This window comes from Streptomyces sp. NPDC004629 (assembly GCF_042873595.1).
Taxonomy (GTDB): Bacteria; Actinomycetota; Actinomycetes; order Streptomycetales; family Streptomycetaceae; genus Streptomyces.
Genome location: NZ_JBIALO010000002.1, coordinates 121,551 through 146,765, shown reverse-complemented (window position 1 = coordinate 146,765; position 25,215 = coordinate 121,551). Strand labels below are relative to the sequence as shown.

Sequence of the window (25,215 nt, the reverse complement as noted above, 5' to 3'; positions counted from 1 at the left end):
GGGGAGGGGCGGGCAGCGGCACACCGCTCGGTCGGTGTGCGTCGGGAACGCGGGGGCCGGAAGTGGCGTCAGCCCCGGCGACGGGCAGAGCCCGAAGCGGTACACAGTGCGCTGTTCACGCGGAGCAGGTCGACCGCCCGGTCGGCGACGAGCAGACCCGCGTACGGATGTACGCAGCTTCGGGTGCGGCCGGCGGCCGTCCCGTCGGCTGCGTACATGTCCGTCACTCGCGTCACTCGCATTTCCGGCCCCTGCGGGGCCCTCGCGCTTACCGAAGCGTCATCCGGTCCGGTCGTCACCTGGGGCACCCCACCGCGGCGCGAGGGTTGCCGGCCAGCGAGCCAGGGCTTGTCGCTGACACTCATGACCGTTCAGAGCGGTAAGTAAGGCAGTTGGGCGGACGTATGTCAACGCCCGTCCGCTGAATGGACCGGCCCCTGTGCCGCTCAACCGCGCCGGGAACCGGGGGCGCCGGCCGCGTGCCGCGCCCAGTCCAGGATCTGCACGGCCGAGCCGGCCGCCTCCAGGCCCGCGCAGCGGGCGTGATGACGGTGGGCGATGCCGTCCAGGTCGAGGTGCGCACCGAAGGCGGGCCGGGCAGCCAGGCGCCGGGCGTGCTCCCACAGCGCCGGATGACCGGCCACGCGGTGCACTGCGGCGGCGTCGAGGTGGTGGCGGTGCACGGTGTCGAGTTGCACCAGGGCGACCCACAACTCGACGTCGGCGGCGGTGAGTTCGTCGCCCACGAGGAACTCCCGCCCGGCGAGCCGCCGTTCCAGTCCGGCCAGGGTGCCGAGCAGGACGTCGAGCGCCGCGGCCCGCTCGGCCGCGTCCGCGCCGGCCCGGCCCGCCCGCTGCGCGGCCTCCTCGATGCCCTGCGCGCACAGCCGCTCGATCTCCTCGATCCCCGCCTCGGTGCCGCACGGGTAGAGCCGGTCGCGCCCGTCGCCGAAGCAGCGGTCGAGGTCGCGCAGGATGTCGGGGGCGTGGGTGCTGACGATCCGCCCCGACCAGTCGTCGCTGAGCACCGGCGCGAGCGCGGGTCCGGGGTAGCGGTGCGCGCTCGCCTCGTACAGCGGGCGCAGCGCCGAGTGGCCGCCGCCGGGACAGTCGGGGACGGCGTCGAGGAAGGTGACCGGACAGATGTCGTCGAGGGCGAGGAAGCTGTGGCCCACGGCTATCCGCAGGCCGTCGGGACAGGCGGTCGTGAGATGGAGCCGGTAGCGGCGCGGCACGGCGTAGTGGCCGCTGCGCGCGTCCCGGCCGATCCTGCCCCGGAAGCGGGCGGGACGCTGGGCGGACGGGACGGCGGCGAGCGGCGTGCTGGACGTGGACATGCGTCTCCCCGGGTGCGAGCGCGCGCGGGTGTGCGCGGCTGAAGCGTCGGCGGTCGGTGCGTGCGAGGGGCCCCGGTCGGCCGGGAGCGCGGGACGGTCAGCCCCGAAGGCTGATCGCGCTGCAGACCCGCAGCAGGTCGATGTGCCGGCGGGAGGTCAGCAGGGGCAGCGACGGCGCACGGCGGCCACGGCCGGTGCTCGTCCCACGGCGCCCCATCTTTTCCCTACCTTTTCACTAGGATTCCCTCCTGGAGTGTCGTTCCGCGCCCACAGGCACGTCAAGAGGGCGTCCACCCCTGGGACACCGCCCCGCCGTGCGGCACCTGAAGAGGGCGTGACACGCCCGTTTGCCGGTCGTGTTCCGCACCGGCCCGACGGCGCCGAACACCGAGGAGTGCGCGGGGTACGCCGCCGAGGCGGTCCTGGCCGTCCCGGCACGGCGCGCCGCGACGCCGGGCGTGGTCGTCGCGCCGGTTCACCCGAACGGTCCGGTCACGCTGGTCGGTCGGACCGCTCGGTGGTGGCGTGGAGGGACGTACCGCGTTGCGAGGAGGCAACCCCGATGAACCGTCCGTACCGTCCCGCGCGTGTCCTCGCCTCGGCCCTGGCCGCCGGGTCACTGCTGGCCGCGGGCGCCTGCTCGGACGCCGACGGGGCCTCCGACACGGTGTCCGCCTCCCCCGCCGCCGAGCGGCCCCCGGATGCCGCGGCCGATCCCGGTCGCTCCCCGAGCCCGTCCGCCACCCCCGCGCTCACCAGGGCGGGCGCGAAGGCCGCGCTGATCACCGCGGCCGACCTTGAGGACGACTGGACGCAGGTGAACGACGCCGCCTCCTGGCGGGACAAGCTGCTGCTGGGCAAGGTCGACGTCGCCGCGTTCCTCAGGGGCAAGGCCGGCGCGGCCGACTGCCAGCGGCTCCTCGACGGCCTGTACTCCGACAGCCTGCTGGGCCGTGCGCCCGGCGCCTCGGCGCTCACCGGGTTCACCGATCCGCGGGCCCGACTGCTGTACCAGGTCGGCGACTACGGCGAGGCTTCGGTGAAGAAGTCCCTGGACTGGCTCCGGAGCCTGCCGCAGAAGTGCGGCCAGTTCACCGCGACCGGCTCGGACGGCGGCAAGCGGACCGTCCAGGTGGTGTCGGCCCCACTGCCCACCGCCGGCGACGACCGGGCGGGTGTCACGGTGACGGTGAAGGGCACCGCCGACGGGCAGCCGACCACGCTCACCACGGACGTCGCCGCGCTCCGGGTGGTCGCCTCCGGGGCCACCGTCGTCAACGGCGGTCTCTCGGGCGCCGATCGCACAAGCACCGAGGCGGCCGTACGGGCGGGTGCGCAGCGGCTGAGGGACGTCCTCGCCGGAAAGACCCCGGCGCCGCACCCCAGCGAGTTCGACTGACGGCGCCGTACGCGCAGGTGCCTCGCGGCGCCCGCCGGCCGGGACCGGCTCGCCGAACGCTCGTGATCAATACGCCTGGCGCCCCTCGGAGCGCAGCCGCTCCCGCCATTCCTCCACGGTTCCGCTGACCGGCTGCGTCGTGGCGATGAAGTTCTCCAGCACCGCCAGAAAACGGTGCGGATCGGCGCGGAACGGAAAGTGCCCCGAGCCCTCGAAGATCTCCAGACGGCTGCCGGGCATCGCCGCGTGCGCCACGGCGGCGTGCCCGGCGGGCACCACCTGGTCGCGCGAGCCCCAGACCAGCAGGGTCGGCATGCCGGCGGTGAGGTAGCAGCGGTCGAGCATGGACACCACCTGACCACGCCAGTCCACCACCGCGCGCAGCGTGCGGATGAACGCATCGCGGGAGGCCGAGTCGGGCAGCGCGTCCACCACCCGCAACAGATCCGGCGCGTCCACGCCGAGCCCGGTGTCGAGCAGTCGCAGCAGCCGGACCACGACGGCGGTCTGCGCCCGTACCGTCGGAAGCCGCAACAGGGCCAGGCCAAGATGGGCCCCGGGCAGCGAGGCCAGGCGCAACGCCGGGGTGACACCGCGGCCCACCCCGCCGGTGCTCACCAGCGCCAGCCGCTCGGTCCGGCCCGGGAACTGGTACGCGAACTGCATGGCCACACCGCCGCCGAGGGAGTGCCCGACCAGCGTCACCCTGTCGATGTCCAGCACTCCCAGCAGGTCCCGCATGCCGTTGGCGTACGCGGGGACCGAGTAGTCGCCGCGTGGCTTGTCGGAGGAACCGTGGCCCAGCAGGTCCGGGGCGATGACCGTGTGGTGCCGGGCCAGCTCGGGAATCAGCTCGGCCCAGGTGTCGGACGAGTCACCGATGCCATGGATCAGCAGTACGGCCGGGCCGCTGCCCGCCATGCGGAAGGCCCAGCGGTGGCCGTGCACGAACCGGTACTGCCGTGGGACGGGCTCCTGGATCCCACGCAACCGCGTGGACCCGCCACGCTGCGGGGGGATGCTTGCCACAGTGGCTCCTTTCCAGGGCGAAGCCCCTCGGCGCCGGTTAACGTGCTCGTAACTCATACGCGCTGCTGGAATCTAAATCAATAAATCGACTTACCGAAGTCGGCTACGTCACAGTGCGACGCCCCTCGCACGTGAGACACGCCATGTCGCCAGGTCAGCGGACAGCAGCGCCCAGCGGGCTTCGGGATGTGAGACGACCAGCCCCGGCTCAGTGATGTTCTGCCGGCGGCTTCGCGGCGACGGCAGGCGGTCAGCTCACACGTGCTGCCATGTACGCCACGGGCGCGTGATGCGCTCCCGGAAGGTGTGGTGCGACGGGTTCGTGGCGCAGTGCTTCACAACCCAAGAGTGCCCGTCCGCGAAGCCCTCGGATACATCCGAGGACTCCCCGCACACCGCGCACTCCATCGCGTACGCCGTCGGCTCGGCGTCGGGCTCCCGGTCGGGCTGCAGGGTCCACGTCCCCTGCCGGATCACTGCTCGCGTGCTCATCCTCGTTCCTTCCCGTGCAGTTCGGCCCACACCTGCTTGCCCCACGGCAGCGGATCCGTTCCCCATCTCACGGCCAGTTCCTCGACAAGCGCGAGGCCGCGGCCACTCTCGTCTGCGGTGTCGGGGTTCTTGCGCACCGGAAGCGCCTTCGAGAAGTCCAAGACGCCGATGCGCACCCGCGCCGCGCCAGGGCGGTCGGGCGTGCCCGCGTTGCAGGTTGCGGCAGGTGGGTCTGCTTCCTCAGATCGGCCGAGCCCCGGGGCCGGTCGCACGGCCGCCGGGGCACTGTCCGCTCATGTAAGCGACATGCCGAGGACGCTGACAGGGGTGCAACGTCCCACTTTCGCCACGCTATTCGCTGATACCCAGGAACTCCGCCAACGGCCGGAGCCCTGGCGGGTGGTTGGGAAGCGCCCAGAGGTCACGCACAATGGCCACGGCCAACGTGTGGTGCTGCATCCACGTCGGCGCCACCCGGCGCAGTGACTCCAAGGTCTTCACCGCTCCAGCGGCATCCCCGATATCCGTGTGGGCTCGGGCCACATCCAAGAGAAGCCAGGTCCGCCAGGACGGCGGCGTGTCCTTGCTCAGCCGCATCCCCTTGGCCAGTGCCAAGGCGTCGTGCGGGTGCCCATATTGAACTGCGAGCCGGACACGCTCGATACGAACCGACGACGGACTGAATACGCTGACCATACGATTGTCGCCACCGGCGGGCAGCTTCGTGACCTGGGCGGCTTCCCTCTCCGCCGTCTCCATCATCGCCGCCGCGCGCTCGTAGTCGCCGCTCCGCGCGGCTGACGTGGCGGCGCTCATGGTCAGCGCGCCCCACACCTTCAGTCCGTCGGCCGTGTCGGTGCGGCCCCCGTTCGCCATGTCCTCGGCGGCGCGTAGAGCGATGCTCAATGCGTCCTCCAAGCGCCCTTGCCGTTGGTAGGTCCACGCCATGGAGTTGACGAGCATCGGTAGAAGCAGCGGATCCGAGGAGAGTTCCGCAGCGTCTATCGCGCGCTCCAGACTGATAAGAGCGAGATCCGTCTTCCCCATTCGCACGGCGACGTGTCCAGCGAGCTGAAGCGCCTTACCCAGGGCGGCGAAACCGGCCCTGCGATCGTCGTCATTGGCCGAGGTCATAGCGGTGCGAGCATCCGAGATCATCTCTGGCAACGCTTTCATCACCGTGTCGAATTCGGCGGCGTGGTACTGCGTCCAACCGTCCGCGATCTGCTCGCGCAGTCGGTCCAACGAGAAGTCGAGCCTTGGCGGCCCCGGCTCCGGTCCCCAGAGCGCGGGCATGATGGCGCGGCGCACCGCTACGAAGCGTGGTCCGTCGTTCTCACCAGTGGAGGAGACGGCAGGCGGGTCGCCCAGAAGCGTGGTCAGCTCCACACCGAGACCGTTCGCCAGCGCGTGAAGCGTGGGGAGGCGCGCCGAGTGTTTCCGCCCCTGTTCGAGCTGACGGATCACATCGACGGATACATCGGAGCGCTCGGCCAACTCTTCCTGCATCAGGGAGGCCAGTCGACGCAGTCGGCGCAGGGTCCGTCCCAGATCTTCGTTTGCCACGCTGCCACGGTACGCCGCCATGCCCGGGAAGGAGCACCGCCGATGGCGACGCCCGTAGCGGCGTCTACGTCTGGGCGTGTGTGTACAGCCCCCGCAGGAGATCGCCCAGCTTCCCCTGGACCAAGCCTATTCCGACAGCCGTGCAGGCGTGTGCCCCGCGCGTGCCGCTCGGGGTCGCGGGCACCGTGTGGTCTGCAACTGGTCCCCAAGGCAGGGGCACTGACGAGGGGCATCAGCCCACGGGCAGAGACTCCTGGCCCCAAGGCAGGCCAATCAAGGGGCATCGTGCCGACGGATCCGCTCGGCCGTGTGCCTGAGGTTCCTGATGGCCTCGCCGTCTGCACAGGGGCGAGTGACCCTTTCCTTCAAACCGCGGGTCCGCGTTCGTGGTGTAGATCTGGGCCACGGCCAAGGGCCCCAGCGGCACACCACTGCCGCTGCGCCACCTGTCAGCACTGGGCTGCCGGAAGGGCGCGAGGTCCAGCCGGTCGCGCGTGAGCACTCCCTCCCACACGGCCAAGGGCAGCTTGATCCCTTGGCGGATCGCCGCGGGTGTCTGGGTGAGCGGCCACGTAGCCAAACGGCCGCCGGCGCCGCCCTCTTCGCACACCTGAGCGTGCTGCGCGCACCACGCTCCTTGCCGAGCCCGATCGTCGTGACCCGCTGACACCGGTCGAGGAGCACCGGTGCCCAATTGGTCCCCGCAAATGATCGAGGGGCGGTTTCGGATTGCTCCGAAACCGCCCCTGATCTGCGACTTCGCACGTCGGGACGACAGGATTTGAACCTGCGACCCCTTGACCCCCAGTCAAGTGCGCTACCAAGCTGCGCCACGTCCCGGTGCGGTGTCACGCGGTGGGTTCCGCGCGATCGCGCAGGTCAACCCTACCGCACGCGGACGGGTGCCGGTGCCGGGCGTTCGGCGGCCGGCTCGGCGGGGCGGCCGCCGAGCCGGGACGGTACGAGGAGCGCGGCGCCGGCGGCGCCCAGGCACAGCAGCGCCAGCAGGGCGAAGGCGTGCGTGTACCCGGCGGCCTCGGGCAGGCCGGAGGGCTGGAGCCGGCCGGTGACCAGGACGCTGGTCAGCGCGGCCCCGATGGAGCCGCCGATGGTGCGGATGTTGGCGTTCATGCCGGTGGCGGCGCCGGTCTCGGCGGGCGGCACGCTGCCCACGATGAGGTTGGCCATCGAGGCGAAGGCCAGCCCGATGCCGAGGCCGAACACGCCCGAGACCAAGCCGATCTGCCACTGCCTGTCGTGCCACAGCGCGAGGAAGCCGCAGGCGAACGCGCCGAGCGCGGCGCCGGTGGTGAGCTGTACCCGGGCGCTGAGGACGGGCGTGAGCCGGCCGCCGAGCAGACCGGAGAGGAACATGGCGAGGAGCATCGGCAGCATGAGCAGTCCGGACGCGGTGACACCGGCGCCGAAGCCGTATCCCGCCGAGCGGGGCGTCTGAACGAAGGCGGGCAGGAAGGACCAGATCGCGTACATGCCGGCGCCGAACAGCAGGGCGGCGGTGTTGGTGGTCCACACGGCGGGCAGCCGCATGACGCGCAGGTCGATGAGCGGATTGCGGGAGCGAGCCTCGACGCGCAGCCACAGCGCGAACAGGATCACGGCGGCGGCGAACAGCCCGAGCACCCTGGCCGAGCCCCAGCCCCAGCGCACCGCCTGGCTCAGCGGCAGCAGCAGCGCCACCAGCCAGCCGGAGAGCAGCGCGGCGCCCAGCCAACTGACGCTCCCCTCGGCCCTGCTGGGTGATTCGGGGACATAGCGGAGGGCGATCAGCGTGGTCACGGCGACGACGGCGACCGGTATCCAGAACAGCCAGCGGTAGTCCAGGGCGGAGACGATGGGGCCCGCGGCCACGATGCCGACGCCGCCGCCTGCCGCGATCACCGCGGACAGGTTGCTGATGCTGCGGCTCACCTGCGCCGGGGCGAACTCGTCGCGGATGATGCCGAAGGACAGCGGGAACAGGGCACCGCCGGCGCCCTGGACGACCCGGGCGACGATCAGTACGCCGACGGTGGGCGCGAGCGCCGCGAGCAGACAGCCGGCCAGCACGGCGAGGAGGACCGCGACGAGGGTGCGTTTCCTGCCGACGAGGTCGCCGACGCGGCCGAGGATGGGGGTGAAGACCGAGGCGGACAGCAGGTAGGCCGTCATCACCCAGGTCGCGGTGGACTGTGAGGTGTGCAGTGCGTGTTGGACGGTCGGCAGGGCCGGCGCGATCAGTGACTGCAGCATGGAGAACACGCCCGCACCGGTCGCGAGGACCGCGAACGTGAGGCGGGTGGACTTCCGGGGCATGAAAGGGCCTCTTTGCAGGGGAGCGCAGCAGGAAGGTGGCGCGGGAGGGAGGAGTCGGGGAGGTGCCGTCGCGGCGCGGGCACGTCTGCCCACGGCGGATCCACTCCGAACTGCTAAAGTGGAGGCACACCTCCACTGTACCGGAGGGATTCCTCCGCTTCAATCCGGTCGGCCCCGGGAGGCAGCAGTGACCGCCCCGCAGTTCCCCGTCAGTGAGATCGTCGCGTCCCGCCGTCCGCACCGTAAGGACGCCGCCCGCAACTACGACGCCCTGCTCGCCGCCGCGCGCGACGCGTTCGCGGAGAACGGCGCCGAGGCATCCCTGGAGGACATCGCCCGCCGCGCGGGCGTCGGCATCGGCACGCTGTACCGGAACTTCCCCACCCGCCGTGATCTGTTCGAGAGCGTCTACGCGGACGACGTCAACGCCCTGTGCCAAGCCGCCGCCGAGGTCGCCGCGCTGGAGCCGTGGGAGGCGCTGGTCACCTGGCTCGACCGGTTCGTCGGCTACATGGTCACCAAGCGTGCGGTGCGCGAGGCACTGAACGACGAGTCGGAGATCTTCCAGGCCTGCCGCGGCTCGATGTACGCCGCCGGCGGCCCGCTGCTGGAGCGGGCGCAGCGGGCCGGGGTGGCGCGCGCGGACATGGAGTTCGGCGATCTGCTGCGGATGGTCGCCGGGATCACGGCGACGGCCTTCGAGGACGACGCGCAGCGCGACCGGGTGCTGGCCATCGCCCTGGACGGCGTCCGCACGGGCCACGTCGCGACCAGCGGGCGGTGACCAGGCCGAGCGCGAACAGGATCGCGATGTTCAGGGCGAACGCCGGGTACTCGATGCCGTGCGGCGGCCACCAGCGCCAGCCGGCCCCCGCGAGGATCAGCACCGTCGACAGCACGGCCGCGACCAGCGGCACCTCTCGGCCAGGGCACGCAGGACGTCCCAGGGGCGGTGCGGGCCACGCTCAGTGCGCGTAACCGTGGGCGAGGACGGAGGCGAGCGCGCCGCTGCCCGCCGCCCGACGCAGTGTCTGCCCGGCGGGCCCGATGCCGCACACCCTGTCCACGGTCGGCGGGCGCACGGGCTCGCTAGGGTCACCCCATGACGCACAGCTTCGCTCTCCACGTCCCGGACGCCGACCTCGAACCCGAGCCCCTCGATGCGGCGCAGATCGTCGCTGGCACACCGGAGGTGACCGGGAAGGTGGTCTGGGAGTCGCCCGACGGCCGGCAGCTGCGCGGGATATGGCAGATCACCCCGGGTGTCGTCACCGACACCGAGGCCGACGAGCTGTTCACGGTGGTCAGCGGCCGCGCGACGATCGAGGTCGAGGGCGGGCCGACACTGCGGGTCGGACCCGGTGACCTGGTCGTGCTGCGCGCGGGCGACCGTACGACATGGACGGTGCACGAGACGCTGCGCAAGGTGTACGCGATCAACCTGTGAGGTCGTGCGGCGCCGCCGTGGTGCCCCGGATCCGCAGCGTGGGCGTGGCCAGATGCAGCCGCCCGGCGCCGCCGGGCCTATCGAAGCGGTCGAGGAGGAAGCGGGCGGCCCGGTGGCCCACCTCGTGCGGGGCCGTGTCGACGGTGGTGAGCCAGACATGGCGCAGCCGGGCGATGCTCGTGTTGTCGTACCCGGCCACCGAGAGGTCCCCGGGGATCCGCAGACCCAGTTCGCCGGCCGCCGAGAGCACGCCGACGGAGGCGATGTCGTTGACCGCGAAGACGGCGGTGGGCCGGTCCGGGCGGCCGAGCAGCCGCACGGCGCCACGGTATCCGCCCTCCTCCGTCATGTCGCCGGGCTCGACGAGCGCCTGGTCCGCGAGGCCGTGCGCGCGCATCGTCGCCTCGAAGCCGCGCCGCCGCAGCTCGCCGACGGCTCCGTGGCCCGCGAGGTGGGCGATGCGCCGGTGGCCGAGCCCGATGAGGTGTTCGGTGGCGAGGCGCGCGCCGGCCTCGTCGTCGCCCGCCACGAGGTCCACGCCCGCGGGCGTCGGCTCCCGGGCACCCGCGACGACCACCGGGAGCCGCTGCGCGACCGTGTCGAGGACCGTCGGATCGGGCAGCGTGCCCACCACCACCAGGCCGTCCACCCCGAGGTCGAGGAAGGGACCGGTGAGCCGGCCGCCGGTGCGGCGGCTCAGGCGGGCGTCGGCCAGCAGCATGTGCAGACCGCCCGCGTGCAGCAGGGAGTTCAGACCGTCGAGCAGGTCGACGAACCAGGGGTTGCGCAGATCGTTGAGGAGCACGCCTACGGTGCGCGAACGCTGCTCGCTGAGGCTGCGCGCGGCGGCGTTCGGCCGGTAGCCGAGTTCCCGTACGGCCCGCAGCACGGCCTCCCGCTTCTCGGGGCGCACCTGATGCGAGCCGCGCAGCACCAGGGAGACCAGCGACTTGGAGACGCCGGCCCGGTCGGCCACATCGCGAATCGTCGGAGGTCTCACGCCATGGACCGTTCCACGAGGTCCGGGCGCTTGTCAAAGGGCTTGACACCGGCGATTTTGCCTCCAAGGGTGGCCTGGACAGGATGTGGACCGTTCCAAAGAGGGGCTGTCATGGTGGATGCGCTCGGTGTCGCCGTCGTCGGGTTCGGCTGGATGGGCCGGGTGCACACCCAGGCGTACGCCCGGGTCCCGCACCACTATCCGCATCTGGGTCTGCGGCCCCGGCTGGTCACCGTCGCCGAGGAGGTGCCGGGCCGGGCCGATGAGGCGGCCCGGCAGTTCGGGTTCGCCTCGGCCACCCGCGACTGGCGCGAGGTGGCGGCCGATCCCCGGGTGCGGGCGGTCAGCATCACCGCGCCCAACTTCCTGCACCGGGAGATCGGCGTCGCGATGGCCGAGGCGGGCAAGCACATCTGGATCGAGAAGCCGGTGGGGCTGACCGCCGACGATGCGCGGGCGGTGGCGGACGCCGTGGCCGAGGCCGGGGTGCAGGGCGCGGTCGGCTTCAACTACCGTAACGCGCCTGCCGTGGAGAGTGCCCGCGAGCTGATCGCCGCCGGCGAGATCGGCACCGTCACCCATGTCCGCATCCGCCTGTTCAGCGACTACGCGGCGCACCCGGACTCCGCCCTGACCTGGCGCTACGAGCGCGAGCGTGGCGGCAGCGGGGTCCTCGGCGACCTCGCCTCGCACGGCGCCGACCTGGCCCGTTTCCTGCTCGGCGACATCGCGTCGCTGACCGCCGACACCGCGATCTTCGTGCCCGAGCGGGCCCGCCCCACGGGCGCGACCGCGGGCCACACGCTCGCCGCCGGAGGCGAGTTGGGCCCGGTGGAGAACGAGGACTACGTCAGTTGTCTGCTGCGCTTCGCCTCCGGTGCCCGGGGCGTCCTTGAGGCCTGCCGGGTCTCGGTCGGCGAACAGAACAACTACGGCTTCGAGGTGCACGGCACCAGGGGCGCGGTGTCCTGGGACTTCCGCCGGATGAACGAACTCGCGGTCAGCCGCGGCACCACGTACCAGGACCAGCCGGTCAGCACGGTGTACGTCGGTCCCGGCCAGGGCGAGTTCGGTGCCTTCCAGCCCGGGGCGGCCAACGCCATGGGCTACGACGACCTCAAGGTCATCGAGGCGTACCGGTTCCTGCGCTCGATCGCCGAGGGCACGCCGCACGGCACCACCCTCGCGGACGCCGTGCGCAGCGCCGTCGTGCTGGACGCGATGGCCCGGTCCGCAAAAACCGGGTCCTGGGTCAACCTGCCGGTGTCGTAGGCATGTTGTAGGGCGTGACCACCTGGATCGCGGACGGCAGGGTGGGCCCGGCGGGCGGCAGCGCGCCGTGGGCGCGCATCACCAGATGACAGGCCTCGCGCAGATCGTGGCGCAGATCGTGGTGGAGCACCGCGGACAGCCGGTGCTCGCGCAGCAGCGCGGTGTTGTCGTGGTCCAGGTCGTGGGCGACGAACACGGCGCACTCACGGCCGAGGTCGGCGAAGGCCCGCAGGGTGGCGATGTTGCCGCCGCCGATCGAGTAGACCGCGCGGATCTCCGGGTCGTGTTCCAGGGCGGCCCGGACGAGGTCGTACTGGGTGGCGTCCAGGCCCTGCCCCTCGGCGATCTCCACGAGCCTGCGCTCCGGGTGCAGGGCCCGCATGGCGCTGCGGAAGCCCATCTCGCGCTCCTCCTCGTTGCGGAAGAAGCCGCTGCTCAGGCTGGTGAGCACCTGGCCGGGGCGGTCGCCGAGCCACTGGCCCATGAGGTAGGCGGCCGTGGCACCCGCCGCCCGGTTGTCGATGCCGACGTAGGCGAGCCGGCCGCTGGCGGGCAGATCGGTGGCCAGGGTGACCACGGGGACGCCCGCGGCGGTGAGGCGGCCGACGGCCGCGGTCACCTCGGGGACGTCCGGTGCCTTGAGGATCACGCCCTGCGAGCCGCGCCTGGCTATCCGGTCCAGCGTTCTGACCTGCTCGGCGGCCGGTCCGGTCTCCCGGAAGTGGAAGCGGGAGCGCAGCACCGCCGGGTGCAGGCCGGGCAGTTCGGCCTCCAGGGCGGCGCGCACGGCGGTGGTGAACCGCTCGGGCGCCTGCATCACGATGTCGACCATGAAGGTGCGCCCGACGAGCCGCACCTGGGTGCGCTGCCGGTCCAGGTCGGCGATGGCCCGGTGCACCTCCTGCGCGGTGCTCTGCCGCACCCCTCCCCTGCCGTTCAGCACGCGGTCCACGGTGGCCTCGCTCAGACCTGCCTGACGTGCGATCTCACGGATCGGGAAGGGGTGGCCCATGGGCGTGGACTCCTCGGTTCGGTGAGGGGTTTTTGATGGCTGCCTGCTGGTTGTTCGAGGGGTTTGTACTGACAAGAATGGCAGCACCACGTCACCCCCGTGACCGAAAGAGGGACACCGATGTCCGTCACCGCCGCGCAAGGCCCTGCCTGGCTGTCCGAACGGGACTGCGATCTCGACGCGTTCCGGGCGCTGGTCGGGCGGACCACTCGGCTCGCCGACTATCCGCACGCCTCGTCGGTGCGGCGCAACGTCCTCGTCTACGACAGCGCCCGGCTGCGCGCCGCCGGCGACGGGCGCGAGGTCGCGGCGGAGCTGGTCCGCGCGCTGACCGACGGGCCCGGTGTCGTGGTCTTCCAGGGCGCCTTCCCCCACGCCTCGGTCGTGGACCGGGCCACCGCCGTGTTCGACGCGCTGATCGCCGAGCAGCGGGCCGCGGGTACCTCGGCCGGCGACCACTTCGCCGCGCCGGGCACCAACGACCGGGTGTGGAACGCGCTGGAGAAGGCGGCGCTGTCGGACCCGGAGGCGTTCGCCGACTACTACGCCAACGACATCCTGGCCCTCGTCTCGACAGCCTGGCTCGGCCCCGGATACCAGGTCACCTCGCAGATCAACGTCGTCAACCCGGGCGGGGCCGCCCAGTTCCCGCACCGCGACTACCACCTCGGTTTCCTCACGGGCGAGGTCGCCGCCGCCTACCCGGCGCATGTGCACCGCCTCTCGCCCGTGCTGACCCTCCAAGGCGCGGTCGCCCACTGCGACATGCCCGTCGAGTCGGGGCCGACGCTGTATCTGCCGTACTCGCAGCAGTACGAGCCCGGTTATCTGGCCTGGCGGCTCCCGCGGTTCCGGGCGTACTTCGAGGAGCACCACGTCCAGCTCCCGCTCGCCAAGGGTGACGCGGCCTTCTTCAACCCCGCGCTGTTCCACGCCGCCGGCGCGAACCGCTCCGCGGACGTGCGGCGCATGGCCAACCTGCTCCAGGTGTCCTCGGCGTTCGGCCGGGCCATGGAGACGGTGGACCGGCAGGCCGTGGTGAACGCGGTCTTCCCGGTGCTGCTGAAGCGCCGTGCCGAGGGCTTGGGCGAGCCGTGGCTGGACCGGGTGATCGCGGCGAGTGCCGAGGGCTACCCGTTCCCCACCAACCTCGACCGCGACCCGCCGCTCGACGGTCTGGCTCCGCCCAGCCAGGCGGACCTGGTGCGGCGGGCGGTGCGCGAGGAGTGGACCCCGCGGGCACTGCGGGACGCGCTGCGGGCCGGCGCCGAGCGGCGCGCGAGCTGGCGACGGCCGACGCGCGCGGCCGAAGAGCGGACGAAGCGCGGAAGAAGAGCGGGCGAGAGCTGAAGGGGCAAGCACATCATGGGACTTCTCGACGACAAGGTGGTCCTCGTCAACGGCGGCAGCCAGGGCGTGGGCGCCGCCATCGCGCGGGCCGCCGTCCGCGAGGGAGCCACCGTCGCCGTGACCGGGCGGCGCCCCGAGCCGGGCGAGGCGCTGGTCGCCGAGCTGTCGGCGGCGGGCGGCAAGGCACGGTACGTGCGGGCCGATCTCGCCGACGCCGAGCAGGCCAAGGCGGCCGTGGCGGAGGTGGTCGCCGCGTACGGCCGGGTCGACTGCCTGGTCAACTCGGCGGGGCTCACCGCGCGCGGCACCCTGCTGGACACCACGCCCGACCTGTTCGACGCGCACATCGCGATCAACCTCAAAGGGCCGTTCTTCGCCATGCAGGCGGCGGTCTCCGACATGGTGGCGCGCAAGGCGCCCGGCACGATCGTCAACATCATCACGTCCTCGGCGCACGGCGGTCAGCCGTTCCTCGCCCCGTACGTCGCCGCCAAGGCGGGCCTGATCGGTCTGACCCGCAACGCGGCGCAGGCCCACCGCTGGGACCGGATCCGGATCAACGGCCTGAACATCGGCTGGACGGCCACCGAGGGCGAGGACGCGACGCAGCGGACCTTCCACGGCGCCGGCGACGACTGGCGCGATGAGGCCGCGGCCCGGCTGCCGATGGGCAAGCTCGGCCAGCCGGACGAGATCGCCGACTTCGTGGTGTTCCTGCTGTCCGAGCGGTCCGGCGTGGTGACCGGTTCCGTGATCGACTGGGACCAGAACGTGCTGGGCGGCCTCGACTAGGCGCTCCGCTGGTTTGGCCGTTGTGCGCCGTCTGTTGTCGGTCGGGTGCGGCGGCGTTGTGGCTGGTCGCGCCCGCGCGGCGGAGCCGCATATTGATACAGCCCCGCGCCCCTTTGGGGCGCCCTGCGTCTAGGAGTTGCAAGTTTATGCGTATCGGAATTCTTGGGCTTGGTCGTATCGGTGCCTTTCATGCCGAGACCCTGTCCGCACTGGACGCGGTCGAGTCCCTCGTCGTCGCCGACCCGTTCGCGGACGCGGCCAAGGCCGCCGCGGAGCGGTTCGGGGCGCAGGTCGCGGACTCGCCCGAGGCGGTACTGACCGCCGGCGTGGACGGCCTCGTCGTGGCGGCGGCGACCGACGCCCATCCGGCCCTGATCCTGGCCGGCGTCGAGGCGGGGGTTCCCGTCTTCTGCGAGAAGCCCGTCGCCCGCACGATGGCGGAGGGGGTGGCGGTGCTCAAGTCCGTGGCGGACAGCGACGTGCCCGTGCAGATCGGCTACAACCGGCGCTTCGACGCGGGCTTCGGCGCCGCGCGGGCCGCGGTGCGGGGCGGCGAACTGGGCACCCTGCACACGATCCGCTCGACCACGCTGGACCCGGCCCCGCCGCCGGCCGCGTACATCGCGGCCTCCGGAGGCATCTTCCGCGACTGCAGCGTGCACGACTTCGACATCATCCGCTGGGTGACCGGCCGCGAGGTGACCGAGGTGTACGCGGTGGGCGGCAACCGGGGCGCCGACTACATCAAGGAGGCGGGCGACGCCGACACCACCGGTGCGATCCTGACGCTGGACGACGGCACCATCGCGGTGGTCTCCAACAGCCGCCACAACGCCCGGGGCTACGACGTCCGCATGGAACTGCACGGCTTCCGGGACTCCATCGCCGTCGGTCTGGAGGACAAGCTCCCGCTGCGCTCCGTCGAGCCCGGGGTGACCTTCCCGGCCGGCACCCCGCACGACTTCTTCATGGACCGCTTCACCGACGCCTACCGCGCCGAACTGACCGCGTTCACCGAGGTCGTGGCCGGCCGCCGGCCCTCGCCGTGCACGATCGCGGACGCCCTGGAGGCCGGCTGGATCGCGGAGGCCTGCACGCTGTCCCTGCGCGAGCACCGGCCGGTGACGGTCGAGGAGGTCCGCACGGCCTGATGCGGGCCGCACCGCCCCGGCGACGAGGCACCGACCGCCACCGACCGTGCCCGGCAGGGCTCACAGGCAGTAGCGGACCAGCCAGTCGTCGGGGTGGTAGGCGTCCCGGGCCGGGTCCCGGGGCGTGGTCTGGTTCGTCTCCACCGTGTCCCGCGGGTGGATCCGCCGCGGCAGCGTGCCGAAGCGGGAGCGGCGCAGGGCGGCCTCGGCCGCCGTGTCCGGCGTCTGCTCCTGCGCTCTCGTGTGTGTCATCCCGGTCCTCCTCGTCCTGCCGGTCCCTGGTGTGCACACCCTTCGTCCGTGTGAACGCGTGCGGCGGACCGCGGGTTCCCGCCGGGAGCCCGCCGAGCCGGTCAGGAGCGCGAACATCTCCGCGCCGAGCCGCTGCGCGGCGGCCGTCACCGGCGCCGGCGGAGCCGGGGCCCCCGACCGGGTGCGGTCGAGGGCGTTCGTCATGGTCGGGGTGTCTCCTCGGGGGAGTCCGCGGTCGGCGCGGTGAGATCGTCCGCCTCGGGAAGCTCCTCCACGTCGACACCGCGCACCTGCGCCAGCTCGTGCTTGAGCGCCGCGAGTTCGGCGCCGCCCGCCATGTGGTTGGTCAGTTCCTCCAGGGTGATCTTCGAGCGCTCGGCGCTGAGTTCGAGGGTGCCGAGGCGCAGCACGTTGAAGTGGTCGCCGACCATGTAGGCGTGGTGCGGGTTGTGGGTGATGAAGATGACGCCGAGGCCGCGGTCGCGGGCGGCGGCGATGTACTTCAGGACGACACCGGACTGCTTCACGCCGAGGGCGGCGGTCGGCTCGTCCAGGATCAGGACGCGGGCGCCGAAGTAGACGGCGCGGGCGATGGCGACGCACTGCCGCTGGCCGCCGGAGAGCGTGCCGATGGGCTGCTCCAGGTCGTCCAGGACTATGCCCATGTTGCGCAGTTCCCGGTCGGCGGTCTGCTTCATGCGGGCGATGTCCAGACGGCGGACCGGCCAGGGGCCCTTGGTCATCTCGGAGCCGAGGAAGAAGTTCCGCCACACCGGCATCAGGGGGACGGTCGCCAGGTCCTGGTAGACGGTGGCGATGCCCAGGTCGAGGGCTTCGCGCGGGGTGCCGAAGCGCACCGGCCGCCCGTCGACGAGGAAGTCGCCCTCGGTGTGCTGGTGCAGCCCCGAGATGATCTTGATGAGGGTGGACTTGCCGGCGCCGTTGTCGCCCAGGACGCAGGTCACCCGGTTCGGGCGCACCGTGAGGTCGACGCCGTGCAGGGCGCGGATGTTCCCGTAGGACTTGCCCGCGCCGCGCAGTTCGACGAGCGGTGCGTTCTCGTCGGGCGCGTCCTGCAGGACGGCGCCGTGGGTTCCGGTCGTGTCGCTGGTCATCGGGTCACCTCCGGGTCGCCGTGCGCTGGACCCACAGATTGATGAGGACGGCGCCGAGCAGCATGACGCCGAGGAAGGCCTTGAACCAGTCGGGGTTCCAGCCGGCGTAGACGATGCCCTGGTTCACCATGCCGAACATGAAGGCGCCGAAGACCGGGCCGATCGCGGAGCCGTAACCGCCGGTGAGCAGGCAGCCGCCGATCACCGCCGCGGCGATGTAGATCAGCTCCTGGCCGACGCCCTCGCCGGACTGCACGGTGTTGAAGGCGAAGAGCTGGTGCATGCCGACGAACCAGGCGCCGAAGCCCACCGCCATGAACAGCGTGATCTTGGTGAAGTTCACGGGGACGCCGACCGCGCGGGCGCTGTCCTTGTTGCCGCCCACGGCGAAGATCCAGTTGCCGTACTTGGTGCGCAGCAGCACCCAGGTGGCCAGGGCGGCGAAGACCAGCCACCACACCACGGTGATCTTCACCTGGACGCCGCCGACGTCGAAGGAGGACGCGAAGATCTTCTTCGCCTGGTCGAAGCCGTCCATGTCGCTGATGTCGTCGGTGGCGACGTTGCCGGTGACCAGCTTGGTCACGGCGAGGTTGAGGCCCTGGAGGATCAGGAAGGTGCCGAGGGTGACCAGGAAGCTGGGCAGTCCGGTCCTGACCACCATCCAGCCGTTGAACGCTCCGACGGCGAGGGAGACGATCAGGGCGACGATCACGCCCATCCAGACGTTCAGCGTCAGTTGGTAGCTGAGCATGCTCGCGGTCAGCGCCGAGGAGACCACGGCGACGCCGGAGGAGAGGTCGAACTCGCCGCCGATCATCAGCAGGGCCACGGGCAGGGCCATGATGCCGATGGTCGAGGACTGGTAGAGGACGGTGGCCATCGAGCTGCCCTGGCGTACCGCGGGCGCGGCGACGAGGAAGAACACGAGGACGGCCAGCGCGCCGAGGAAGACGCCCACCTCCGGGCGGGCCAGCATACGCAGCACCAGGGGGCGCTCGGCGGTGCGGCCGTCGCTCTCCTTGGGGCCGGGGTCCGGCGGTGTGCCGACCGCAGGCTCGGCCTTTTGGGCCATACTCATCACCGGGTGCCCTTCGCGGCGAACTGGGCGACCCTGTCGACGTTCGACGTGTCGACGAAGGCGGGCCCGGTCAGCACCGGCTGCTCACCACCGCCGCTGTAGTTGCCGTTGTTCTTGTACAGCCACAGGGAGTCGACCGCCAGGTAGCCCTGCAGATACGGCTGCTGGTCCACCGCGAACTGGATCGTCCCCTTGGAGATCGCGCCGGTCAGGTCCTTGTTCAGGTCGAAGGTGGCGATCTTCGCCTTGCTGCCCGCGTCCCCGACCGACTGGACCGCGGCCAGGGCGTAGGGGGCACCGAGGGCGACGACGTAGTCGATGCCGCTGTCCTGCTTCAGCTTGGCGGTGATCGTCGACTGCACGGACGGCATGTCGGTGCCGTTCACATACAGCGTCTCAGTGGTGCCGGAGAACGTCTTCTTCACGCCGTCGCAGCGCTGGGTGAGGCCGACGTTGCCCTGCTCCTGGATCACGCACACGGCCTTCTTGGCGCCCTCCTCGTTCAGCCGCTTGCCGAGCGCTTCGCCGGCCACGCTCTCGTCCTGGCCGAAGAACTGCAGCAGCCCGAGCTTCTTCCAGTCGCTCACACCGGAGTTGAGGCCGACGACGGGGATGTTCGCGGCCTTCGCCTTGGCGATGACGTCCTTCATGGCGTCCGGCTTGGCGAGGGTCACGGCGATGCCGTCGACGTGCTGGTCGACGGCGTTCTGCACCAGGTTGGCCTGGGCGCCGGCGTTCGGGTCGTGCGCGTAGACGAGCTTGATGTTGTCCTTGGCCGCCGCCGCCTCGGCCCCCTTGCGCACGATGTCCCAGAAGGTGTCGCCCGGCGCCTGGTGGGTGACCAGGGCGACCGTCATCCGGGGAGTGGTGGCCTTGCCCGCGGAGGCTTCCGACCCTCCCTCATCGGCCTTCTTTCCACCGGAGCTGCTCGAACAGCCGGCGAGAGCCAGCGCAGCCGCGGCGGCGACGGCCACGACGGGGGCCAGTCCGCGAGAGCGGGAGCGAGAAGAGCGGTCCATCTTTCCTGCACCTCACTGTGCTACGGGGGAAAGGGAGGGGATCCGCGAGGATCCTGGTCCCTGAACCGGGGCGGTCCGGGTCGTTGTGCTTGTGTGTGCTGGGACGGGATCCAAGTGCCTGGCGCGCCTGCTGTCAATACTTTGTTAAGACATCATTTCACAATCAGGTCCGAATGTAAGTACAAAACAGGGGGCAACGCGACCCGCCGGGTCCTCCACATGGAAGACGTCGGGCCCCGACCCGGAGGACAGCCTAGGGCGCCCGCCCCGGCCCTGCTCCTTCGACTTCCAACTGCTGGTCAGAACCCGGCCGTTGGGCCGCCCGCCATGCGGATCCGCGGGTGTCGGTCACGTTTCGGGCAAGAGAGACCCGGCCTATTGACGCTGGCTGGACATGCGGCTGTGATTACGCCCACGCTGTTCGGTCGAGTTGGTTTCTGATCGGTTTCGACTACCTTTCAGCGCCGGCTCTCCCTTGGCCGAACCCTGCCTCCAGGAGCCGCCATGCGTCACTCCCCGTCAGGTCTCCCCGTCCAGGGCCCCAGCCGTCGTGCCCTGCTGCGCCTGACCGGCGGCACGGCCGTGCTCGCCGGCGCCGGCATACCCCTGCTGAGCGCCTGCGGCGGCAGCGGCACGTCCTTTGACCCGAAGACCGTCACCGTGGGCTCCAACGCGTCGGACGCGGTACCGAAGAAAGCGTTCGAGGAGGTCTACGCGGCCTTCAAGAAGCAGTCCGGCCTCACCGTCGATGTGAACACGAAGGACCACAACACCTTCCAGGAGCAGATCAACTCCTATCTCCAGGGCACGCCTGACGACGTGTTCAACTGGTTCGCCGGTTTCCGTATGCAGTTCTTCGCCGCGAAGAAGCTCGCCACGCCCGTCGACGACGTCTGGGCGAAGATCGGGGGCAACTTCCCCGACGCGATGAAGAAACTCAGCAAGGGCGAGGACGGCAAGTACTACTTCGTGCCGCTGACCACGTACCCGTGGGCGGTGTTCTACCGCAGAAGCGTCTTCCAGCAGCACGGGTACCAGATACCCGGCACCTGGGACCAGTTCGTCGCGCTGTGCCGGCAGATGCAGAAGGACGGGCTGGTGCCGATCGCGTTCGGCGACAAGGACGCCTGGCCCGCGATGGGTACCTTCGACCAGATCAACTTCCGCCTGAACGGCTACGACTTCCATGTCGAGCTGATGGCAGGCAAGGCGTCGTGGACCGACGCGAAGGTGCGCGCCGTCTTCGATCACTGGTCGCAGATCCTGCCCTACCACCAGGACGGCGCAATGGGCCGCACCTGGCAGAACGCCGCGCAGTCGCTGGTGGCGAAAAAGTCCGGCATGTATCTGCTGGGCAGCTTCGTGGCCCAGCAGTTCACCGACAAGGCCGACCTGGACGACCTCGACTTCTTCGCCTTCCCCGAGATCAACCCCGCGCACGGCCAGGACACCGTCGAGGCGCCCACCGACGGCTTCATGGTCAGCAGATCCCCGAAGAACCACGCGGGTGCCGTGAAACTGCTGGAGTACCTGGGCACCCCGGAGGCCGAGGAGACCTATCTCAAGACCGACCCCAGCGTGGTGGCCGCCTCCGACAAGGCCGACACCTCCGCCTACAGCCCGCTGCAGAAGAAGGCGTTCACGATGATCAGCGGTGCGAAGAGCCTCACCCAGTTCATGGACCGCGACAGCCGTCCGGACTTCACCTCCACGGTGATGCAGCCCTCGCTGCAGAAGTACCTCCAAAACCCCAAGGGCATCGACTCCGTGCTGTCCTCCATCGAACGCCAGAAGAAGACGATCTTCGCTTCGGCATGAGCACCGACACGACGAAGACCCGGGAGGCGTCCGCCGCACCGCCACCGGGGTCCGTATCCGACACCCAGCGGGTCACACCGAGCCACCGGCGGCTGCTGACCCGCCGTGACCGGATCACGCTCGCCCTGATGGCCGGCGTGCCCACGGTCCTGCATGTGGCCCTCGTCTGGGTCACCGCACTGGCCTCCATCGCGCTCGCCTTCACCACCTGGGACGGCATCGGCATCGACTCGATCAGATGGGCCGGCCTGGCGAACTTCGAGGAACTGTTCACCAACAACCCGCAGTTCTGGCCCGCCGTCGAGCACAACCTCATCTGGTTCGGGGCGCTCATCCTCGTTCCGACGCCGCTCGGCCTGTTCCTCGCCACCCAGTTGGACAAGCGGATCCGCTTCAGCCGCGTCTACCAGACGGCGTTCTTCCTGCCCGTCGTCATCTCCATGGCCTGCATCGGCTTCGTCTGGCAGCTCGTCTACAACCCCGACACGGGCCTCATCAACAGCCTGATCGGCGCCAACGAGCCCGGCCACTACATCGACTGGATCGGCGACCCCGACCTGAATCTGTGGGCGGTACTGATCGCCGCCTCCTGGCGGCACACCGGCTACATGATGATCTTGTACCTTGCCGGTCTGAAGAGCGTCGACCCCTCGCTGCGGGAGGCCGCCGCGCTGGACGGGGCAGGCGAGTGGCAGACGTTCCGGCACGTCGTCTTCCCGACGCTGCGCCCCACCAACACGATCGTCCTGGTCGTCACCATCATCGAGGCGCTGCGCGCCTTCGACCTGGTCTTCGTCTTCAACAAGGGCGCCCAGGGCACCGAGTTGCTGTCGATCCTGGTGACCAACAACATCATCGGCGAATCGAGCCGCATCGGGTACGGGTCGGCGATCGCGGTGGTCTTGCTGGTCATCTCGCTCGTCGTGATCATCCCCTATCTGGTGGCCACCTTCCGGAAGGAGCGGCGGGCATGAACGCCCCCACCCTCGCCACCGGCGCGGGCCGGCGGCGGCGCGCGCCCGTCCGCCCGGCCCGGGTCCTGCTGCACGTCTTCCTCGCGGGCGCCGCGCTGGCATGGCTCGCCCCGCTCCTGTGGGCGGTCTTCTCGGCGCTGCGCCCGTACGGCGAGACCAGCGCCAAGGGCTATGTGTCCTGGCCGGACAAGCTGAGCCCGGACAACTTCACCAACGCCTTCCAGCAGTCGGACATGATGCACTACTTCGGCAACACGCTGCTGATCGCGGTGCCCGCCGTGCTGCTGACGCTGTTCCTGTCCTCCTGCGTGGCCTTCTACTTGGCCCGCTTCGACTTCCGGCTCAACCTGGCATTGCTGCTGGTCTTCACCGCGGGCAACCTGCTGCCGCAGCAGGTCGTCATCACCCCCCTGTACCGGCTGTACCTCCTGGTCGACCTGCCAGGCGTCACGGTCAGCGGCAAGCTGTACGACTCCGCGCTCGGCCTGGTCCTCATCCATGTGGCGTTCCAGTCCGGGTTCTGCGCGTTCGTGCTGAGCAACTACATGCGCTCGCTGCCGCACGAGCTGACCGAGGCCGCGCTCGTCGACGGGGCCTCGGTATGGCGGCTGTACTGGCAGATCACGCTGCCGCTGTGCAAGCCGGCGATGGCGGCGCTGGCCACGCTGCTGTCGATCTGGATCTACAACGACTTCTTCTGGGCCATCGTCCTCGTCTCGACCGGGGAGAACATGCCGATCACCTCCGCTCTGAACAACCTGTCCGGGCAGTACTTCACCGACCCCAACCTGGTCGCCGCCGGCGCCCTGCTGACCGCGATCCCCACGCTGGTCGTGTACTTCCTGCTCCAGCGCCAGTTCGTCAACGGCCTCACCCTGGGCTCCAACAAGGGCTGATCCGGTGCCGGGCGCGGCGCCCGGCACCGGGAGCGCGCTTTCAGTGGGCCCCGTCCAGCCGGGCCCGCTGCTCCGCCGTCAGCTCCAGGTCCACGGCGGCCAGGTTCTCCTCCAACTGGGCCACCGAGGACGCCCCGGCGAGCGGGACGACGGGCAGCGGCCCGCCCAACTGCCAGGCGAGCACCACCTGGTTGGGGGTCGCGCCGGTCTGACGGGCCACATCGCGCAGGGCCGCGAGCCGGGCCGGGGTGCCCGGGTGGTCGTAGTCGGGCGGCAGCGGCTTGTCCGCCCGGGTGTACGCGCCGGTCAGCAGCGGCGAGTAGGCGACCAGGGTCAGCCCCGGCTCGGCCCGCAGATAGTCGATCAGCTGGGCGTCCGTCCCGCCCAGGGTGCCGTCCGGGAACAGGTCGCTGGGCACGTCGGTGCGCGGCCTGAGGAGGCTGTGCTGGTACTGAAGGACCTCATAGCCGGGCAGGCCCGCCCCGGCGGCGAGCGCGCGGGCCCGCTCCACGCGCCACACCGCATGGTTGCTCACGCCGAGCAGGCCGACGGTGCCCTCGGCGACCAGCGCGGCGAACCCCTCGACCGTTTCCCGCAGTTCCACGGTCGGGTCCGCTATGTGCGCGTACAGCAGGTCGATCTTGGCCACGCCCAGGCGTTCGCGGCTGCGCTCGGCGGACTCGCGGATCACCTTCGCCGACAGGCCCTCGGGGTTGTCGACATAGCCGGTGCCGGGGGCGAGCGGCCGGGCGCCGAGCTTCGTCGCGATGACGATCTCGTCGCCGACGCCCCGGCTGCGCCGCCAGCGGCCGAGCAGTTCCTCGCTCTGTCCGCCCTGACCGCCGTCCTCCCAGAACGCGTAGTTGTCCGATGTGTCGATGAAGTTCCCGCCGGCCTCGACATAGCGGTCGAGCACGGCGAAGGAGGTCTTCTCGTCGGTCCGCGAGCCGAACAGCATGGCGCCGAGCGCGAGCACGCTCACCCGGCGGCGGGTGTCCGGATCGGTGCCGATGGTGCGGTACTTCATGGGTGTCCCTCCGTTCCCTGCACCCGGCATGTGGGGTGCAGGGAACGGAGTCTCGTGCCTGGAGCGCTCTTCAAGTCAAGCGGCGGCGAACGGCCCTTCCAGCGCCGCCCATTGCAGCAGCATGATTGTCTTGGCGTCGGCGATCTCGCCGGTGCGGATCATCTCCAGGGCCCGGCGGAAGGGCAGTTCGAGGATCTCGATGTCCTCGCCCTCCTCGTCCAGACCGCCGCCCTCGTGGGTGCGGGTCGAGGGACCGTAGGCGGCGGCGTAGAAGGAGACGCGTTCGGTGACCGAGCCGGGGCTCATATAGACGTCGAAGACGTGCCGGACCTCGCCCACGGTGTGCCCGGTCTCCTCCACCGCCTCGCGCCGCACGGCGACCTCGGGGTGCTCGTCCTCGTCGTCGAGCAGTCCGCCCGGGGTTTCGATCAGCATGCCGTCGGGGTGGCCGTTGACGTAGACCGGGAAGCGGAACTGCCGGGTGAGCAGCACGGTCGCCCGTTCGGTGTCGTACAGCAGCAGGGTCGCTCCGTTGCCGCGGTCGTGCGTCTCGCGCTGCTGGGTGCTCCAGGTGCCGTCGGCGCGGCGGAAGTCGTAGGTGGTGGCGCGTTCGACGTACCAGTGGCTGGAGAGGAGTTTCACCTCGCGCACCCTGACGCGCGGGTTGCCGGTGAGGTCGAGGCCGGTCCGGTCGAGTCCGGTGCGGCCCCGGCGGTCGGGGGTGTCGATGCCGGCGGTCATCGGCCGGCCGCCGGGGAGGCGAGGAAGTACGAGTCGTTCATGGCTCCCTCTCTAGCATCCCGGGTGCCGGAACACGCACACGCCGGAGACCGCGCCTTGGTTCGTCATCTCGCTGACGGCCGGGCGGCGGTC

25 protein-coding genes, 1 tRNA gene, 1 pseudogene and 1 riboswitch are annotated in these 25,215 nt (G+C 70.9%); of the genes and pseudogenes, 10 read left to right on the top strand and 17 right to left on the bottom strand.

Annotated features, from left to right (window positions below):
* Positions 1–259 precede the first annotated feature (259 nt).
* Positions 260–369: riboswitch (SAM riboswitch) on the bottom strand.
* 77 nt (positions 370–446) lie between these two features.
* Both ACFYTE_RS03615 and ACFYTE_RS03610 read right to left on the bottom strand, forming a co-directional pair.
* The gene (locus tag ACFYTE_RS03615; RefSeq protein WP_388704362.1) at positions 447–1,337 is read right to left on the bottom strand and encodes a glutathione S-transferase C-terminal domain-containing protein; all 891 of its coding nucleotides are present in this window, start codon (positions 1,335–1,337) and stop codon (positions 447–449) included.
* Between the two features lie 97 nt (positions 1,338–1,434).
* Positions 1,435–1,554: a putative leader peptide gene (locus tag ACFYTE_RS03610; RefSeq protein ID WP_388704359.1), complete on the bottom strand. Its 120-nt coding sequence runs from the start codon at positions 1,552–1,554 to the stop codon at positions 1,435–1,437.
* A 345-nt stretch (positions 1,555–1,899) separates the two neighbouring features.
* Here ACFYTE_RS03610 and ACFYTE_RS03605 point away from each other — a divergent pair, with 345 nt between their 5' ends.
* A complete protein-coding gene (locus ACFYTE_RS03605) occupies positions 1,900–2,736 on the top strand; it encodes a hypothetical protein (protein ID WP_388704357.1) in 837 nt (278 codons plus the stop codon).
* A gap of 66 nt (positions 2,737–2,802) precedes the next feature.
* On the opposite strand, the gene ACFYTE_RS03600 is transcribed toward ACFYTE_RS03605, so the two are convergent.
* From ACFYTE_RS03600 to ACFYTE_RS03575, 6 genes are all read right to left on the bottom strand, one after another.
* Positions 2,803–3,765 carry an alpha/beta fold hydrolase gene (locus ACFYTE_RS03600; RefSeq protein WP_388704354.1) on the bottom strand — a complete coding sequence of 321 codons (963 nt, stop codon included), beginning with the start codon at positions 3,763–3,765 and terminating at the stop codon, positions 2,803–2,805.
* A 255-nt stretch (positions 3,766–4,020) separates the two neighbouring features.
* The gene (locus tag ACFYTE_RS03595; protein ID WP_388704352.1) at positions 4,021–4,257 is read right to left on the bottom strand and encodes a hypothetical protein; all 237 of its coding nucleotides are present in this window, start codon (positions 4,255–4,257) and stop codon (positions 4,021–4,023) included.
* Positions 4,254–4,418 (bottom strand): ATP-binding protein, encoded by a 165-nt coding sequence (locus ACFYTE_RS03590; protein WP_388704351.1) that lies wholly within the window; start codon positions 4,416–4,418, stop codon positions 4,254–4,256. The genes ACFYTE_RS03595 and ACFYTE_RS03590 overlap by 4 nt, the downstream gene beginning before the upstream one ends.
* Before the next feature lie 190 nt (positions 4,419–4,608).
* Positions 4,609–5,823 carry a helix-turn-helix domain-containing protein gene (locus tag ACFYTE_RS03585; RefSeq protein WP_388704349.1) on the bottom strand — a complete coding sequence of 405 codons (1,215 nt, stop codon included), beginning with the start codon at positions 5,821–5,823 and terminating at the stop codon, positions 4,609–4,611.
* 766 nt (positions 5,824–6,589) lie between these two features.
* Positions 6,590–6,663, bottom strand: a tRNA-Pro gene (locus tag ACFYTE_RS03580).
* 45 nt (positions 6,664–6,708) lie between these two features.
* Positions 6,709–8,136 carry an MFS transporter gene (locus ACFYTE_RS03575; RefSeq protein WP_388704347.1) on the bottom strand — a complete coding sequence of 476 codons (1,428 nt, stop codon included), beginning with the start codon at positions 8,134–8,136 and terminating at the stop codon, positions 6,709–6,711.
* A 187-nt stretch (positions 8,137–8,323) separates the two neighbouring features.
* Between ACFYTE_RS03575 and ACFYTE_RS03570 the strand changes: the two genes are divergently transcribed.
* The gene (locus ACFYTE_RS03570; RefSeq protein WP_388704346.1) at positions 8,324–8,920 is read left to right on the top strand and encodes a TetR/AcrR family transcriptional regulator; all 597 of its coding nucleotides are present in this window, start codon (positions 8,324–8,326) and stop codon (positions 8,918–8,920) included.
* On the opposite strand, the pseudogene ACFYTE_RS03565 reads toward ACFYTE_RS03570, so the two are convergent.
* A pseudogene (locus ACFYTE_RS03565) lies at positions 8,820–9,140 on the bottom strand (hypothetical protein); the annotation flags it as partial. The gene ACFYTE_RS03570 and the pseudogene ACFYTE_RS03565 sit on opposite strands and share 101 nt — an antisense overlap.
* Before the next feature lie 98 nt (positions 9,141–9,238).
* Between ACFYTE_RS03565 and ACFYTE_RS03560 the strand changes: the two are divergent.
* Positions 9,239–9,583, top strand: coding sequence for a cupin domain-containing protein (locus tag ACFYTE_RS03560; RefSeq protein WP_388704345.1), 345 nt, complete (start codon positions 9,239–9,241; stop codon positions 9,581–9,583).
* Here ACFYTE_RS03560 and ACFYTE_RS03555 read toward each other — a convergent pair.
* On the bottom strand, positions 9,573–10,583 hold the full coding sequence (locus ACFYTE_RS03555) for a LacI family DNA-binding transcriptional regulator (RefSeq protein WP_388704342.1): 1,011 nt from the start codon (positions 10,581–10,583) through the stop codon (positions 9,573–9,575). The genes ACFYTE_RS03560 and ACFYTE_RS03555 overlap by 11 nt on opposite strands.
* Before the next feature lie 111 nt (positions 10,584–10,694).
* On the opposite strand from ACFYTE_RS03555, the gene ACFYTE_RS03550 reads away from it, so the two are divergent.
* On the top strand, positions 10,695–11,855 hold the full coding sequence (locus ACFYTE_RS03550) for a Gfo/Idh/MocA family protein (RefSeq protein ID WP_388704340.1): 1,161 nt from the start codon (positions 10,695–10,697) through the stop codon (positions 11,853–11,855).
* Here the strand turns inward: ACFYTE_RS03550 and ACFYTE_RS03545 are convergent.
* Entirely contained in the window at positions 11,836–12,867 is a 1,032-nt protein-coding gene (locus ACFYTE_RS03545) for a LacI family DNA-binding transcriptional regulator (protein WP_388704338.1), read from the bottom strand. The genes ACFYTE_RS03550 and ACFYTE_RS03545 overlap by 20 nt on opposite strands.
* Positions 12,868–12,987: 120 nt before the next feature.
* Between ACFYTE_RS03545 and ACFYTE_RS03540 the strand changes: the two genes are divergently transcribed.
* The 3 genes from ACFYTE_RS03540 to ACFYTE_RS03530 all read left to right on the top strand — a co-directional run bounded on the left by ACFYTE_RS03540 (position 12,988) and on the right by ACFYTE_RS03530 (position 16,160).
* Positions 12,988–14,217 carry a phytanoyl-CoA dioxygenase family protein gene (locus ACFYTE_RS03540; RefSeq protein WP_388704336.1) on the top strand — a complete coding sequence of 410 codons (1,230 nt, stop codon included), beginning with the start codon at positions 12,988–12,990 and terminating at the stop codon, positions 14,215–14,217.
* A gap of 15 nt (positions 14,218–14,232) precedes the next feature.
* On the top strand, positions 14,233–15,009 hold the full coding sequence (locus ACFYTE_RS03535) for an SDR family oxidoreductase (RefSeq protein ID WP_388704333.1): 777 nt from the start codon (positions 14,233–14,235) through the stop codon (positions 15,007–15,009).
* A 146-nt stretch (positions 15,010–15,155) separates the two neighbouring features.
* The gene (locus tag ACFYTE_RS03530; RefSeq protein ID WP_388704331.1) at positions 15,156–16,160 is read left to right on the top strand and encodes a Gfo/Idh/MocA family oxidoreductase; all 1,005 of its coding nucleotides are present in this window, start codon (positions 15,156–15,158) and stop codon (positions 16,158–16,160) included.
* A 60-nt stretch (positions 16,161–16,220) separates the two neighbouring features.
* On the opposite strand, the gene ACFYTE_RS03525 is transcribed toward ACFYTE_RS03530, so the two are convergent.
* From ACFYTE_RS03525 to ACFYTE_RS03510, 4 genes are all read right to left on the bottom strand, one after another.
* Entirely contained in the window at positions 16,221–16,412 is a 192-nt protein-coding gene (locus ACFYTE_RS03525; protein WP_388704328.1) for a hypothetical protein, read from the bottom strand.
* Between the two features lie 200 nt (positions 16,413–16,612).
* Positions 16,613–17,527, bottom strand: coding sequence for an ATP-binding cassette domain-containing protein (locus ACFYTE_RS03520; protein ID WP_388704326.1), 915 nt, complete (start codon positions 17,525–17,527; stop codon positions 16,613–16,615).
* A gap of 4 nt (positions 17,528–17,531) precedes the next feature.
* Positions 17,532–18,608 (bottom strand): ABC transporter permease, encoded by a 1,077-nt coding sequence (locus tag ACFYTE_RS03515; RefSeq protein WP_388704324.1) that lies wholly within the window; start codon positions 18,606–18,608, stop codon positions 17,532–17,534.
* On the bottom strand, positions 18,608–19,627 hold the full coding sequence (locus tag ACFYTE_RS03510; protein WP_388704322.1) for a sugar ABC transporter substrate-binding protein: 1,020 nt from the start codon (positions 19,625–19,627) through the stop codon (positions 18,608–18,610). Before ACFYTE_RS03510 ends, ACFYTE_RS03515 begins: the two co-directional genes overlap by 1 nt.
* 504 nt (positions 19,628–20,131) lie before the next feature.
* Between ACFYTE_RS03510 and ACFYTE_RS03505 the strand changes: the two genes are divergently transcribed.
* From ACFYTE_RS03505 to ACFYTE_RS03495, 3 genes are read left to right on the top strand one after another with little or no spacing between them, the layout of a single operon-like run.
* Entirely contained in the window at positions 20,132–21,445 is a 1,314-nt protein-coding gene (locus tag ACFYTE_RS03505; RefSeq protein ID WP_388704321.1) for an ABC transporter substrate-binding protein, read from the top strand.
* Entirely contained in the window at positions 21,442–22,419 is a 978-nt protein-coding gene (locus tag ACFYTE_RS03500; protein WP_388704319.1) for a carbohydrate ABC transporter permease, read from the top strand. The genes ACFYTE_RS03505 and ACFYTE_RS03500 overlap by 4 nt, the downstream gene beginning before the upstream one ends.
* The gene (locus tag ACFYTE_RS03495; RefSeq protein ID WP_388704317.1) at positions 22,416–23,315 is read left to right on the top strand and encodes a carbohydrate ABC transporter permease; all 900 of its coding nucleotides are present in this window, start codon (positions 22,416–22,418) and stop codon (positions 23,313–23,315) included. Before ACFYTE_RS03500 ends, ACFYTE_RS03495 begins: the two co-directional genes overlap by 4 nt.
* A 40-nt stretch (positions 23,316–23,355) precedes the next feature.
* Here ACFYTE_RS03495 and ACFYTE_RS03490 read toward each other — a convergent pair whose 3' ends face one another.
* Both ACFYTE_RS03490 and ACFYTE_RS03485 read right to left on the bottom strand, forming a co-directional pair.
* The gene (locus ACFYTE_RS03490; protein ID WP_388704315.1) at positions 23,356–24,342 is read right to left on the bottom strand and encodes an aldo/keto reductase; all 987 of its coding nucleotides are present in this window, start codon (positions 24,340–24,342) and stop codon (positions 23,356–23,358) included.
* 75 nt (positions 24,343–24,417) lie between these two features.
* Positions 24,418–25,083, bottom strand: a complete 666-nt coding sequence (locus ACFYTE_RS03485; RefSeq protein ID WP_388704313.1) for an NUDIX domain-containing protein — start codon at positions 25,081–25,083, stop codon at positions 24,418–24,420.
* Between the last annotated feature and the right edge of the window lie 132 nt (positions 25,084–25,215).

Excerpts from the sequence above, each read along its gene's own strand:
- ACFYTE_RS03615 (WP_388704362.1), bottom strand. The coding sequence starts at position 1,337 with ATGTCCACGTCCAGCACGCCGCTCGCCGCCGTCCCGTCCGCCCAGCGT.
- ACFYTE_RS03610 (WP_388704359.1), bottom strand. The coding sequence starts at position 1,554 with ATGGGGCGCCGTGGGACGAGCACCGGCCGTGGCCGCCGTGCGCCGTCG.
- ACFYTE_RS03605 (WP_388704357.1), top strand. The coding sequence starts at position 1,900 with ATGAACCGTCCGTACCGTCCCGCGCGTGTCCTCGCCTCGGCCCTGGCC.
- ACFYTE_RS03595 (WP_388704352.1), bottom strand. The coding sequence starts at position 4,257 with ATGAGCACGCGAGCAGTGATCCGGCAGGGGACGTGGACCCTGCAGCCC.
- ACFYTE_RS03575 (WP_388704347.1), bottom strand. The coding sequence starts at position 8,136 with ATGCCCCGGAAGTCCACCCGCCTCACGTTCGCGGTCCTCGCGACCGGT.
- ACFYTE_RS03560 (WP_388704345.1), top strand. The coding sequence starts at position 9,239 with ATGACGCACAGCTTCGCTCTCCACGTCCCGGACGCCGACCTCGAACCC.
- ACFYTE_RS03550 (WP_388704340.1), top strand. The coding sequence starts at position 10,695 with ATGGTGGATGCGCTCGGTGTCGCCGTCGTCGGGTTCGGCTGGATGGGC.
- ACFYTE_RS03545 (WP_388704338.1), bottom strand. The coding sequence starts at position 12,867 with ATGGGCCACCCCTTCCCGATCCGTGAGATCGCACGTCAGGCAGGTCTG.
- ACFYTE_RS03540 (WP_388704336.1), top strand. The coding sequence starts at position 12,988 with ATGTCCGTCACCGCCGCGCAAGGCCCTGCCTGGCTGTCCGAACGGGAC.
- ACFYTE_RS03535 (WP_388704333.1), top strand. The coding sequence starts at position 14,233 with ATGGGACTTCTCGACGACAAGGTGGTCCTCGTCAACGGCGGCAGCCAG.
- ACFYTE_RS03530 (WP_388704331.1), top strand. The coding sequence starts at position 15,156 with ATGCGTATCGGAATTCTTGGGCTTGGTCGTATCGGTGCCTTTCATGCC.
- ACFYTE_RS03525 (WP_388704328.1), bottom strand. The coding sequence starts at position 16,412 with ATGACACACACGAGAGCGCAGGAGCAGACGCCGGACACGGCGGCCGAG.
- ACFYTE_RS03520 (WP_388704326.1), bottom strand. The coding sequence starts at position 17,527 with ATGACCAGCGACACGACCGGAACCCACGGCGCCGTCCTGCAGGACGCG.
- ACFYTE_RS03515 (WP_388704324.1), bottom strand. The coding sequence starts at position 18,608 with ATGAGTATGGCCCAAAAGGCCGAGCCTGCGGTCGGCACACCGCCGGAC.
- ACFYTE_RS03510 (WP_388704322.1), bottom strand. The coding sequence starts at position 19,627 with ATGGACCGCTCTTCTCGCTCCCGCTCTCGCGGACTGGCCCCCGTCGTG.
- ACFYTE_RS03505 (WP_388704321.1), top strand. The coding sequence starts at position 20,132 with ATGCGTCACTCCCCGTCAGGTCTCCCCGTCCAGGGCCCCAGCCGTCGT.
- ACFYTE_RS03500 (WP_388704319.1), top strand. The coding sequence starts at position 21,442 with ATGAGCACCGACACGACGAAGACCCGGGAGGCGTCCGCCGCACCGCCA.
- ACFYTE_RS03495 (WP_388704317.1), top strand. The coding sequence starts at position 22,416 with ATGAACGCCCCCACCCTCGCCACCGGCGCGGGCCGGCGGCGGCGCGCG.
- ACFYTE_RS03490 (WP_388704315.1), bottom strand. The coding sequence starts at position 24,342 with ATGAAGTACCGCACCATCGGCACCGATCCGGACACCCGCCGCCGGGTG.
- ACFYTE_RS03485 (WP_388704313.1), bottom strand. The coding sequence starts at position 25,083 with ATGACCGCCGGCATCGACACCCCCGACCGCCGGGGCCGCACCGGACTC.